The sequence below is a fragment of the Shewanella sp. 10N.261.52.F9 genome, from assembly GCF_041471165.1.
GTDB lineage: Bacteria > Pseudomonadota > Gammaproteobacteria > Enterobacterales > Shewanellaceae > Shewanella > Shewanella marinintestina.
This window is the reverse complement of the sequence record NZ_JBFRNX010000006.1, coordinates 108,221-122,407: the sequence shown is the minus strand read 5'-3', so window position 1 is coordinate 122,407 and position 14,187 is coordinate 108,221. Positions and strand designations below refer to the sequence as shown.

The window sequence follows — 14,187 nt, the reverse complement described above, 5'->3', positions numbered from 1 at the left end:
TTAGATTTGTCTTCATTGGCAGAGGGAGAGTTAACGCTGCGGGCGATAACCTCTGATTTTGAAGGCAATATTGGCACTAGTACCAATACCGTAGTTAAGGATACTTTAGCCTCGGTCACCATCGAGTTTGTTGATAATGATGAGGTGATAAATAGCGCTGAACAGCAAGCTGTTATGGTGCGTGGCACGGTTAGTAATATCGAAAATGGCCAAACTATAACGGTGACGTTCAGTGACGGCCTAGGGAGTGAACGCAGCTTTACTACTGTGGTTGTTGCTGGAGCATGGCAATTGTCAGGTGTTGATTTAACAGGCTTTGGTGATGGTAGTGTAACCGCGACGGTATCGGTTGAAGATCTAGCGGGTAACCAAGCGAGTGCGACGGATATTATTGCGGTCGATATTTTAGCCTCGATCACCATAGATGTTGATACCGGAACCGATGCGGTGATAAATGCCGCCGAGATGCGAATTGTTGATTTATCGGGGACGGTTACTGATATTGAGGCTGGGCAAACTGTTACGGTAATCGTCACTGATATCAATGGTAAAACGTTAACTTTCGCCACAATGGTGGTGGGGGCAAGCTGGCAGATTGATGATGCTGATTTATCCAGTCTTAGTGATGGTGCGTTAACCTTTTCAGCCAGCGCAACGGATGTAGCAGGCAATGTTGTTGGTGCTACTACCAGTGCAGATAAAGATAGTTTAGCCAGTATCACTATTGAAATTGTCGATGATAACGGATTGATTAATGCATCTGAGTCCAGCAATGCAACGTTGGCTGGAACCGTGGCTAATATCGAGAATGGTCGGCCTGTGGTGATCACCGTTACCGATATTAATGGTAAAACCATGACATTTAATGCTGTTGTGGTAAACGGTGCATGGCAAGTGCCTAATGTTGATTTATCGGGATTTGCTGACGGGCAATTATCCCTGCAGGCGACCAGTTCAGATCTTGCTGGTAATCCTGCCTCTGCCGATAATAGCGCGATTTTAGATACCCAGGTCAGCATTGATATAGACACTGGCGCAAATGGTTTTGATGCAGCGCTGTTTATTTATGGTGTACAGAAATCACTAGGCGGGGTAACCACCGGAGTCGAAGCAGGCCAGACAGTTGTCTTAAATCTCTCTGATGGTGTCAATACCTTAACCTTTAGCGCTATTGTCGCTGCCGACGGCAGTTGGCTGTTCAATGATATTGATGTTGCAGGACTCAATCGTCGAGCATCGTGGAGCTTAGAAGTCGCCACAACAGACTTGGCAGGTAATAGTGCGACAGATGCAATGCCAACAATGCTAGTGCCAGATATCGCATCGCTTTACGAAGTCGTGCTTAATGTGAGTGCTAGTACTAGCGTGGTTGTGCCGATTGATATTACGGACGCTAGCTTAAGTATCACAGCAGAACAAAGCCGTCTATTGCTACTGACCTCTGAAGGGCAAGCCTTAAGTATTAGTGTGGCAGCCGATGGGCAATCATTCATTTTGACCCGTGATGGGGATGGCAAAGTTGTGATGACTGCGAGCTTATCGAGTACAAACTTGAATGTGAGTTTGTTTCAACCAATGGATGAGCTAAATAATCAAAACGTACTGAGCTATATCCGTCTCAGTGCACAGCAAACAGATGCAGATGGCACGACAGAAGAGATCCTTACCTACGCTGTACTTAATATTCGCGACTCAAGAGTGTTTGCTTTTGATGATCATGCATCTGTTGTTGAAGACTCCTCCGCCGTTGGGTCATTACTGGGTAATGACTACACGGTTGAAGGCCCGCTCACCGTTACCTCAATTAACTATAACGGTACTGATTATCCAGTAACTATCGGCGTCGCCGCGGTTATTAACACTGCGCAAGGGGTTATTACTATTCAATCGAATGGTAGTTGGAGTTTCAGCGTTGCCGACAATCTCGATAACTCCTTATTACAAGAGGTGGAGTTGGTATATACCGTGGTTGATGTTGACGGTAGCGTGGGCACTGCTAATGCCACCTTTACTGTTGCCGACGGCGCCGCAGGCAGCATGGCTGATGTGATAGGCACAAATACTGAAGTTGATATTGATGCCGCCGCGCAAAACACATTAAAAACTTTTACCGTGTTAGCCGGGTCCGATACGCTTGTTGCTGATTCAATTAGATTCACCGGGTTAACCCCATTTCAGCTCGCAAATCTAGGCTTAACCAGCACGGGGATTGCACTTAAGTTTGAGCTTTCAAACAATGGCAAAAAGTTAACGGCTAAAACCGATGATGGTGCAGAGACTCTGGTGTTTACTATCACCTTGTCGGCGATAAATGTCGGTGACGACTTAAGCGTTAATGCCACCTTCACTCAATCTGCGCCACTAGATCATCTGTCTGGCGACGTAGTTGATATCATCACTCAAATTACTGCAACAGACCTAGATGGTACAGAGATAACTCACGGTAACTTAACCTGGCAAGTCAGTGATGGTAACTCTCCTGCATTAGCTAATATCACTCAGTTAACCTTTGATGAAAATAACTTGCTGGGGAACGAAATTGTTAAAAATGGTACCTTTGATGTGCTAGTGGGAAGCGATGCCGTTACAGCTGTTGAGTTCGCTGCAGTGTCATCACAACCCAAATTAACTGCTGGTGGCGAGCCGATTCAATACCAAGTCAGCGCTGATGGTTTAACGCTTACTGGCCACACTGGTGACATAAATTCGCCAGTATTTATTATTGAGCTGAGTGAAACTTGGAGCGCAACAAGTGACAGTATCAACCAAGCTTATAGCTTCACTTTGTATAAAGCGTTCGATCAGACATTAAGTGAAGATATCGACTTTAAACTGTTGATAGCAGATTTTGATGGTGACTCATCTTTAGCGACGTTAACCGTTACCGTAAAAGATGCCAACGCCGCCACGATTAATGACATTAGCTTAGTGGTGAGTGAGACCCCAAGTGTGACAGCTTTTGATAATAAGGCGACTGGCGCGTTTAATATTACAGCCAGTAAAGACCCAATCGTCGATATCAGCTTTAGTGTTACCGATGGTGCAGAAGTACAAAATGCAGCAGGGGTGACACTGACCCAAAATGGCTCCGCGTTATATTGGGTAGTTAAAGATGATGGCGCTTCAATTGATGCAGTTACTGCTGACGGTGTGCTGGTTTTCACAATGAGGTTGCCAACCAGTATAGATATTGGCGCTGAGAGTGTTGGCTCGGTTGAACTCGACTTTAAATTGGTCAGTGCCATAGATCATTTAGGCGCCGCTGATGTATTAGATACACTAAATGTCACGGTCGCTATTCGTGACAGTGACAATACGCTAACTTCTGCGCAAGTTACCGTTGATATTTATGATGGTCAAAATACTCTACTACCTGACGCGCTGCAGCTAAATATCAACGAAGGTAACCTAACAACTTCAAACCCTATTTCAACGTCTCAGGTACTTTCGACTATATCGGGTAGCGATAAAGTGACCGAAATTACGCTAACAGATGGTTTTAGTTTTGGTACGGTTTTTAGTGGCGGTGAGAAAGTCATTCTAAATACCACAGCAAATGGCAACGGCTGGTATACGGCAACAAGGGAGACGGGCGGCGAAACAGTGTTTCAGATCCGTTTTAATGCTAACGGAAAAGTTGAGTTTAAACAGCTTAGAACATTTGACCATGCCAACGGTAACGGTGAGAACAGTCTTGATTTGCAATTTGAAGTGAATGCGATTGATGCCGATAACGATAAGTCTGCGGCGCAAACGATAACTGTCACCGTGACAGATGATATTCCTGAAAGTACAACAAAAACATTAGAGTTTTTCGAAGGTAACAATGACGTTTATAGCGTGCAAATGTTTTCATCACAGCAGCAGGGAGCTGATGGTGCTAAGGTCACCGGGATAACTTATAAAGGCGTCGCGTATGCCGTTGGAGCAACGATAGATTTATTTACTGATGCCAATCCCAATGTGGTCAAGTATGGTGAGTTAGTTATTGATGAAAACGGTCTAGCAACGGTTACCACTCTAATTTTTGGTTACGATGCTCTGCTGTATAGTGAAGATGTTTTACTCCAGGTAACGGATGCTGACGGCGATGTTGTTACCGATACACTGACACTTATTGCTAAAGATGGTGTGGGCTCAATAACAGTTTTCAACACTGAATTTGTCGAAGACACCCGAACCATTTTTGGGATTCAAGCTTCGCCCGGTGATCTCGACGAATCTGAGTTTATTCTTAGTATGGTGTTTGATGTTGCAGCACTACAAGGCGGGATCTTGTTGCTCGATGGTGTCGAGGTGCCCAAAGATGCTGATGGCAATTATATTTTGTCCTTGGCTAATGGCTTGTTACAACTCGACCCACTTACTCGCGTTGCGATTCCTAATGGCGATTTAAGTTATCAACCAACAGAAGATGGCTCAGACGCAACCGCCAGTGCAGCTTTTGTCATTAGCGTTAATATTACTGGTAAAGCGCCAATCACTACCACTGTGCCGATTACTGTAGAGTCTGTAGCAGACACTCCTATATGGGATGCTAGTAGCGAATTTAACTATACGGTTAACGAAGATGCCGATGGTTTTAGTATTAATCTTAATGCGACTTCCAAGGATGAGACTAACGCTGACGCTCAGGGTTCTGAAACCATTACTTACGTGATTAGCAATATCAGTGCGGGCTTAACTCTGACTTTCTTGGGAGTTACCGTTACCGATGGCATGAGTATTAGCCAAATGCAGTTAGATAATCTAATTGCTACCGTTGGCGAGAATTTAGCGGGTGAATTTAACTTCACAGTACAAGCTAAGACTACAGAAAGTGACAACAACGACACCGCATTCAGTACCATTGAAACAGTGACTATTGCAGTGGTACCTATTGCCGATAAGCCAACGCTAGCAACCCAGAATATTCGCAGCGATGAAGACGCGCCCATTGTCCTAAGCTCTGTGGTTTCTGGAGCTCTAACCGACACCTCAGGTTCAGAGTTTTTAAGTTTTGAGTTTACCTTGCCAGCTGGCTGGTCTATTGATTCACCATCTGCCAGCTTTGATGGCACTGTTTGGACTGTGTTGGCATCAGAGGTAAATAGCGGCACTGCTAAGCTTATTCCTGCTGAAGATGTGAGTTCAGCAAACCTTGGTGATTTCTCAATTACAGTGAGAAGTTTTGCCACGGAAACCGCACAAGATGGCGTTAACCCTGCTGATGGTGTGATACACCCTAATCCTCGTTATAGCGACTCGCAAACGATTACCATTACTTTAACGGGTGTGGCTAACGACCAACCTATGATAAACGCCGACCCTAACGTGTGGACGATAGATGGTAGTACTGGTGTTATTTCTAATGTGGTGTCTTTTAATGAAGATCAAACCATCGCCTTAGACTTTACGATAGTCAGTTCTGATGATGATGGTTCGGAGACGTTAGATTTACGCATTACCGGTGTGCCAGATGGCGTTATTTTTGTTGATTCGTCCGGTGCACAAGTCAATTTGCCAGTAGTTGAGTTTATTAATGGTCAACCTGTGTATGGCGTTTCCGCTGCACTATTGGCGAGTTTAAGCTTACAACCTGTTGAGGACTTTAGTGGGTTAGTCAGTCTTACTATTTTTGTGCAAAGCACAGAGTTAGATGGTGATACGGCTGATTATGAGCTGACAGTTAATATCGATATTGCTCCCGTGATAGACGCTAATGCAACGACATTAGCCACAATGAGCTATGGTTTTGAAGATCAGTCAATTCCGCTCGATTTTACTCCAAACTTAACTGCTGATTTGGATGGAAGTGAAACCGTTACCGGACTCATCATTCCGTTCCAAGGTGCCGATGGATTTACTTTAACCTTAGATGGTTCCAAAGTGACGATTCCACCAGGTGGGTTAGACGTGAGTTCTTTGCTCGACAGTACAAGCCCGACTTTGCAAGCGTTACTTAATTCTGGCCGCTTGGCAGCCTTGCCGCCACAAGATGCGGACGGTAGTTTTTCTTTTGCTGTGAGTTACCAAATTACCGATACCTCGGCAACAGGCACTGTTGTGAGTGAGTATGTCTCGACTCAAATAACCGTGGTGGTAGATGCTGTTGTAGATCTCACAACTCACCTACAAAGTGAGCAAAATCGGCTGGTCAGTAATGATGGTTCTGCAATCAGTTTAACTGGGCAAGTCTTATTCTTTGATGGTGATATCGACGGGTCTGAAGTTTTAGATTACCTAGTGATTATCGTACCAAGCGGTGACGGCTGGTATGTGTCGCATCCTAATGGTGCGATTGATGATGGCGACGGTCGCTGGATTATTCCAATTAATAACCTCACTAGCGATTCAGTACAAGAGTACGCACTCGACTTGTTAGCAGGGGCAAGCATCATTAGCGAGTCAGCTACCGGGTTAGAGCAAATAACAGTTGAAGCCAGAGTGCTCGATCGCGATGACGCTGAAATCATCAGTACCAGCTTTTATGTGCAGTTTGCTAAAGGTGCAGGGCCAAGTGAGGCAACGCCAGTAGGCGAATTGCAACTAACAATAGTGGATGCCATAGAAGACACCACCATTGACTTTAGCGGTCACCTTAATCAAGTGTTGAGCGCTGATAGTAATGATTTAATTAGTTTCAGAGTGTTAGCGTCTGATCTGCCTGAAGGTGGCTATTTTACCGGTGCCGATGTGACAGCGGTTTACGATGCTACGGGTGAGAATGTTATTGAGTATGTATTTACTAGCGCTTCGCTGGGGAGCTTAAAGCTTCACAACATTAGTGAAGATTACGCGGGTGAATTAGTTATCCCAATCCGCATTATCGCTACCGATACCCAAAGTGGTGACACTAAAATTGATGATAGCCAAAGCTTAGCGATAGAGATCACTCCAGTAGCAGATGGCGTGAGCCTAAATGTTGCTAATAAAGTTATGTTAGAAGATAGCCCGGTTCCGCTAGGGATTAGCTTAGTGTTTGATGATGCTGACGCATCGCCTACAACCGGTGGCTCAGAGCAAATCTTATTTGGTGATAGTGGTAACCCTATTACAATTACCTTGTTAGATGGTGGCAGTTTGCAAGACGTGACGGGCTTATGGTCATTAAAAGCTGGTACAACTGATACTTGGGAGTTTACTGGCGGCAATATGGCAGCACTCAATGCGTCATTAGCCTTACTTGAGTTTGCGCCCACTGAGCATTTAAGTGGTGACTTTCGATTAAAGTTCTCTGCAACGAGTATCGATACCGCAATGATTAATGGCGTAAATGTTACTGATCAGGCAGCGTTTGAAAATACCTTCACCATAGAGGTGACACCTGTTACTGATGCCGCCAATTTACCTGCTGGGACACAGGTTGTCCAAGGTCAAGAGGATAGTCTCATTGCACTGTCTGGTTTCGATACCGCTGGGCTAGGTTTAATTGACCTAGATGGATCAGAAGCGATTTATCTAACCATACATGGTGTGCCAAGTGGCGCAGTGTTGTATTACCAAGATGGTGGCAACTTAATTCAACTTCCTAATGATGGTACCGATGGTGGCAGCTTTAATGGCTCGCCAACATACTCTTGGTCAGTCACTCCGGCGCAACTGTCTGGATTAGTGATGCAGCCGCCACTAGATTTTAGTGGTGATATTCCATTGTCCATTCAGGCTATTACCCAAGAGTTAGGTACGTCTGATTTCGTGACGACATCAGCTGATATCTTGGTGGGCGTATCGCCAGTGGCTGATGGTGTCGAGGTAATAACACCGCCTGATAGCCAATATACCAGCGTAGAAGATGAAGTTATTAGTATCGATTTTAATGCAAAAATCGCAGAATTTGATGCTACTGAAGTGCTTTCCATCAAAGTGATTGTCAGTTCTAACGATGCATCGGCTTTAGTTGGGTTAGAGGGAATAAAAATCGGTAGTGAGTTTGTGTCATTTAGTTTTGATGCCGCCAGCAATAGTTACTTTGCTGTGATAAATGCGGGGGCGCAGATTTCGCAATTATTACTTTACCCGGGTGATTTAGCCTTCGGTACCTTAGATGTACAAATAGAGTTATCTTCAATTGATAGCGCGTTAGTATTAGGTAGCTTACAAACGGATAAAAGCGCTACTGAGGTGCTTACCTTTGAGGTAGAGATAACCCCTGAAGTTGATGCGCCAGTCTGGACTCAGGTTGGCGATGTGTTAGCTAATGATGTTAATAATGTGGCTTTAAACCTCGGTATTGCACTGCAAAATCCAGCTGCGAATGAGTCTGGTGTATTAACCATATATGGCGTACCAGCTGGCATGACATTATCTGCTGGTAGCGAAAGAGACGGTACATGGTTTGTCAATTTTGAGGATGTTGCGACGCTAAAAGTTATTGGTGCAAACGACGGAGACTCATTTAACTTAACCTTAGACCCAACCGCAAGTTTAGGCTCTGACACAGCAGAGGGAGCCGTTGAAACGATTAATGTAACTGTTGATATTACTGCACCTTCAGTCATGGTTAATTCATTTAACTCTACCGCCGAAATGATAAATGAACTAAGACCAGGGCACAGTTTAGAAGATGAGATGAGGCATGAGGAAGCGCTCGGTTCTAGAGTCCGTTTTGAAGATAATCCGCTTGCTCAAGCAATTAAGCAGAGTATGGCTCAAAGCGAAGACGGTAAAGTTACGGCAAATCCGACAACCGATCATGAATATGCCAATTCAGTGAACGATGCTATCTCAAAAATTGAAGATGAGATGGCGCTATTGAGTCAATTACCATGATAAATATGCAACAAGATAACCTTGCTAATATCATTCTACTCTTGTGCCAACGCCTAGGGCTAGAATGTTCTGAGCAGATGCTATTTAGCCATATAGTGCATAAAAAGGGTGGACTAACAACAGCTGAGTTAGTGCAGGCTTGTGACAATGTGGCAATTGAAGCCGTAGCGCAGAACCTAACGTTAACTAAGATGGCGCTGCCGGCCATTGTCTTTTCAAAACAAACTGAGCCAGCATTACTCGATAAAAATGTTAGCGGTGACTGGTTATTAATTTCGGCTCGTTCAGAGCAGGTGATTAGCGAAGCGGAGTTTAAGCAAAATTATCATCAAGACAGTTGGCATGTACAACGTAAACTGCTCACCGATGCTCGTAGTGAGGAGCATCATCTCAAAGTTAAACGACACTGGTTGTTAGCGGCTTTCGATGAGGTGAAACCTTTTTATGGTAGTTTTTTACTGGGCTCGCTGGCGATAAATGTTCTAGCGCTAGTGACGCCATTGTTCACCATGAATGTATATGATCGCGTTGTTCCCAATCAAGCTATTGATACCTTATGGGTGTTGGCAACAGGTGCCAGTTTAGCCATTATATTTGACTGGTTATTGAAGCAAGCACGTACACGTTTAGCGGACGTAGCGGGTAAGCAAGTCGATATAAAAATGTCGAATATTTTGTTCTCTAAAGTGCTCGGTATGCGTTTAGAAAACCGCCCAGCCTCAGCAGGTGCTTTTGCTAAACAGCTGCAAGAGTTCGATAGTATTCGCGACTTTATTACCTCTGCAACGTTAGTGACGGCGGTCGACCTACCATTTACCGTATTGTTTTTAGCGTTGATTGCTTGGTTGGGCGGTTACATGGTTTTAGTGCCGCTTACCTGCATGCTGTTGCTGCTACTCATTAGTTTCGTGATGCAAAAAAAGCTAATGGCGACCATAGAACATACGTCACAGCTGTCGACGCAGCGCCAAGCTCATCTTATCGAAACCCTTAATTTGCTAGTGGAAACTAAGCAAAATAATGGCGAAGCCAAGGCGCAACGCATTTGGGATGACACGGTTAGTAGCCTAGCAGACTGGCAAAATGAGTCTCGTATTGCCTCAAATACCTTAAGCCATAGTGTAATGAATAGTCAGCAGTTAGTGACTATTGGTTTGATTATCTCCGGCGTGTATCAAATTTATGCCGGTAACTTAAGTATGGGGGGGCTGATAGCGATTGTGATGCTGAGCGGGCGAGCCGCCAATGCCATCAATCAAATTTCAATGTTGCTACTTAAATTTAAACAAACACAGTCAGCAATTACTGCGGTCAGTTCTATTCTTGAATTACCACAAGAGCAATATTTTGCTAGTCAGCCGAGTACAGCTGTCGGTTTTAATGGGGCTGTGTCATTACGCCACGCTAGCTTTACCTACCCAGACCACCCCTTACCTGCATTTACTGAGGTGAACCTTGATATTAAGCCGGGCGAGAAAATTGGCTTATTTGGTCCTGCTGGAGCAGGCAAGTCGAGTTTGTTATCAATCCTAGCTGGGCAATATCAGTTGAGCAGTGGTCAATTGTTTTATAACCATTTAGAGGCTCGCCAGTGGGCAGTGAGCGATATTCGAGAGCAGATTGGTTGGATGTCGCAGCAGCCGACTCTTATTTATGGGAGTGTGTTGGACAACTTGTTGTTTGGTCTTAAAAGGGTCGATGAGAATCAGCTAGCGAACACGATAACGAGCTCGGGTATCGATAAACTGATGGACCGTTTGGGAAGTGGCCTCGATAGCCAAGTTGGAGAATTTGGTCGGCAATTATCTGGGGGGCAACGTCAGGCAATTGCGTTAGCGAGAGTCTTGCTACGCCAGCCCAAGTTACTGCTGCTGGACGAGCCCACGAGTGCTATGGATGAGCGTTCTGAAAATCAAATCATCGCTTGTTTATCGCAGGTTAGTGATACCTCTATGGTTATCGCTTCACATAACCCAAAGTTACTTAGTCTTTGCGATCGCATCTTAGTTGTTGATAAAGGGCGGATTACTTTAGAGCAGACGCCTACCGAATTGAACCTGCGAGGAAAAAGCCGGATTAAAGCCGTGAATGTGCGCCAAAAAGGAGAGCAGAAATGAGCGGCCGATTGCACATCAAACATTTAGAAGGCGCCAAACGAGCTAATCAAGTTATCTTGCTGGTTGCCGCGCTTATTGTCACAACTGTTGTATGGGCTTCTTTCGCTAAGTTAGAAGAGGTGGTTGTAGGCGAGGGTATGGTGGTGCCGACGCAAGCCGTGCAACAAATTGAAAGCTTAGATGGTGGCATTCTTAAGCAGGTGCTAGTTAAAGAAGGTCAGTCTGTAAAGGCCGGGCAACCGCTATTAATCCTAGATGAGTTACGTTTCGCCTCAGCATTTGATGAGGCCAATATTCAGGCCTCGGCACTTAAGCGGCAAGAAGCACGTTTAGATGCTGAAATTGCCTCTGTTGTTATCGACGATAAAGCTAATGACTGGCGAGATAGAGTGTACATTTCTCAAGTCGAGATCAGCGCGCAACAGGGAAGAGTCAGTAATCGCTCCAAGGCTATTTTTCGTTCACGGTTATCGCAATTATCATCACAGTTAGAGCAGGCAGCTCAGGTGATCGAACAAAAGGTACAAGCGATAGCCGAGGCACAAATTACTGTGCAAGCTCAGCTCAGTGGTTTGAAATTAGTGAAGCAAGAGATAGTAATGACCCGCGCCGCTGTGCGAGAAGGAGCGGTTGCCGAGCTAGAACTATTAAAACTTGAGCGTGATGAGATTGGCCTTAAAGGCGAGCTTTCGGCATCTAAGGCAAATGCACGGCAGTTACAGGCAGCTCAAAGTCAGGCTGAAGCTGAGTATCTAACTGTGGCCTTGGACTTTATCAGCCGAGCAGAAACCGAGCGAAATGAGGTGATGAATGAGCTTAATGCTTTAACCGAAAGCATCAAGGCTTTGGCGGATCGTTTAGCCAGAACTAAAATCAATTCGCCAATAAATGGCAATGTAACCAATATATTAGTACGCTCAATAGGAGCGGTAGTTGAACCCGGCGAGTCAATAATGGGCGTGGTCCCCCAGGATGGAGCGTTAATCATTGAGACCCGTATTGCGCCTAAAGATATCGCCTTTGTGCACACAGGCTTAAAGGCGACGGTAAAGTTTACTGCTTATGATTTTGTTATTTATGGCGGCCTTAAAGGTGAAGTCATTTACGTGAGCTCGGATGCTCAACAACTAGATGATGGCACCACCTATTTTGAGGCTCATGTAAAAACGGAAGAAAACGTACTCAATGGCTGGCCGATTATCTCGGGAATGCAAGCTAGTACAGACATCTTAACCGGTGAGAAAACAGTTTTAAATTATTGGCTAAAGCCTCTATTACGCGCTAAAGCGAATGCACTTCGCGAACCATAAGGTAAGGATACGATGCGACGACTGCTACTTATACCCATACTGACACTGTCAGCCCAAAGCCACGCACTGACGCTTGAAGAGTCTGTGGCTGAGGCTATTAACAATCATCCAAGTATTCAGCAAAAATATGCTAGCTTTGAAGCTGCGGTACGATATAAGCGCGCAGCGGTTGGTGATTACTTACCGCAAGTAAAACTATACGGCGGCGTAGGTTATGAAAACGTGCGCTATAACAGTGGTCAGCGGGTTGATACCGAACTTGATCGCAGCGAAATTGGCGTACGAGTGTCACAACTGTTGTTTGATGGATTTCGAACCACATCTGAGATTGATAGACTCGATTTTGAAAAGGAGGCTGAGCGTTTAGGTCTGCTGTCTGATGCTGAAAACCTTAGTTTAGAAGTCAGCCGTGTCTACCTTGAGCTGTCGATGGCTAACAAAATTGTTGAGTTGTCTGAGCGCAATATTAAAGAGCACCAAGAAGTGCTAAAAAATATTGAGTCACGCCGAGACAAAGGCTTGAGTAGTGACTCCGATGTAGCGCAAGTGCGAGCGCGTTTAGCCACCAGTCAATCAGGTTATCTATCGGCACGTAATAACCAGATGGATAAGCAGGCGCGATACTACGATTTAGTCGGCCAGTTACCGAAAGATTTACACGACCCGCAGCCAGATTTTAATTTTGTGCCGACTAATTTGGTGGATGCCATTCGTTTAGCATTGGAAAACCATCCTGAAATCGATGCCGCAATCCTAGATACACAGGCTGCTAGTGCGCAACATGAGCGAGAGAAAAGTGACTTTTGGCCAACCTTATCGTTAGAGCTACAGGCCAATAAAAACGACAATATTGGCGGTATTGAAGGCCCTGATGAAGATGCTCGTGCCATGTTAATGCTCAGCTACGACCTATTTAGCGGCGGCTCCACAACCGATCGTACCGAAGCGGCGTCTTGGCGTTATCAGCAATCATTAGCAATTCGCAAAAATACCCAAAAGCAAGTTGAAGAAGGCACGCGCTTGGCGTGGAATGCTTATGAATTTATTGGTCAGCAGCGAGGGTTTTATCGTGAGAATGTCGACCAAGCTGTAAAAGCTGAGCAAGGCTATAACAAGCAATTTGAGCTAGGTCGCCGTTCATTACTTGATGTACTGGATGCCAAGGTTGAAGTGTTCTTAGCGCGTAAACACTATATTACCTCGCACTATAATTACAATATTGCGGCTTATCGTTTGATAAATGCCACTGGCTATTTAATGGAGTCATTCCGTGTCGATACCCCAGAAGCTTGGACGGAGGAGAAGTAATATGCGCCTTTTAATGACTCAATGTATGCTGCTGAGCTGTTTGTTTTTGCAAGGTTGCGCAGAAACTGCTGAACCATTTGCTGTGGAGCCACAGACTAGAGATCTGCTAGATAGCGATATTGATGGAGTGATCAATGCTCGTGATAAATGCGCAGGAACGAGTAAGGGAGCGATTATTGATAATGATGGCTGTCCAAGCCCTGAAGTGACAGTAAAAGAAGACTTTAGAGTGATCATGTTTGGTTTCGATAAAGACACGCTCGAGCCGGAACAGGCTGATAAATGGCGAGGCATTATTGAACGTTTAGCCCAAAAACAGGCGCCATCGCTATATCTCGTGGGTGACACCAGCGTTGAAGGTAGCGAGGACTATAATCATGCGCTAGCTAAGCGCCGAGTTGATTATATTACTCAACTTGCCGTTGAGCAGGGCTTTCCTGCTAATGGGATTAAAGAGGAAGTATATTTTAAGCAAAATCATATGCCTCAAGCTGTTTCTGGTCGAGAGCACCGCCTGGTTGCGGTAGCTACCTGGCAAGAGTCTGGTACTGCGATGATGTGGAATATCTACACTTCTGAGCGAGCTAAGTAGTCTTAAGCTCATCGTTTGCATGACAACTAAAAAAGAGCACTTAGGTGCTCTTTTTTGGTTGTCATTCAATCGTTAAAATGAATAGTTAGATAAGATTTAACTGACTTGA

5 protein-coding genes are annotated in these 14,187 nt (G+C 44.9%); all 5 read left to right on the top strand.

What is annotated here, in order from left to right:
- Window positions 1-15 precede the first annotated feature (15 nt).
- From AB4298_RS05245 to AB4298_RS05225, 5 genes are read left to right on the top strand one after another with little or no spacing between them, the layout of a single operon-like run.
- Window positions 16-8,751 carry a T1SS-143 repeat domain-containing protein gene (locus AB4298_RS05245; RefSeq protein ID WP_371985926.1) on the top strand — a complete coding sequence of 2,912 codons (8,736 nt, stop codon included), beginning with the start codon at window positions 16-18 and terminating at the stop codon, window positions 8,749-8,751.
- Complete coding sequence (locus tag AB4298_RS05240) at window positions 8,748-10,868, top strand: type I secretion system permease/ATPase (RefSeq protein ID WP_371985925.1); 2,121 nt, start codon at window positions 8,748-8,750, stop codon at window positions 10,866-10,868. Before AB4298_RS05245 ends, AB4298_RS05240 begins: the two co-directional genes overlap by 4 nt.
- Window positions 10,865-12,178: an HlyD family type I secretion periplasmic adaptor subunit gene (locus tag AB4298_RS05235; RefSeq protein ID WP_371985924.1), complete on the top strand. Its 1,314-nt coding sequence runs from the start codon at window positions 10,865-10,867 to the stop codon at window positions 12,176-12,178. Before AB4298_RS05240 ends, AB4298_RS05235 begins: the two co-directional genes overlap by 4 nt.
- Before the next feature lie 12 nt (window positions 12,179-12,190).
- Complete coding sequence (locus AB4298_RS05230; protein WP_371985923.1) at window positions 12,191-13,486, top strand: TolC family outer membrane protein; 1,296 nt, start codon at window positions 12,191-12,193, stop codon at window positions 13,484-13,486.
- Between the two features lies 1 nt (window position 13,487).
- Window positions 13,488-14,078 carry an OmpA family protein gene (locus AB4298_RS05225; RefSeq protein WP_371985922.1) on the top strand — a complete coding sequence of 197 codons (591 nt, stop codon included), beginning with the start codon at window positions 13,488-13,490 and terminating at the stop codon, window positions 14,076-14,078.
- Window positions 14,079-14,187: the final 109 nt, after the last annotated feature.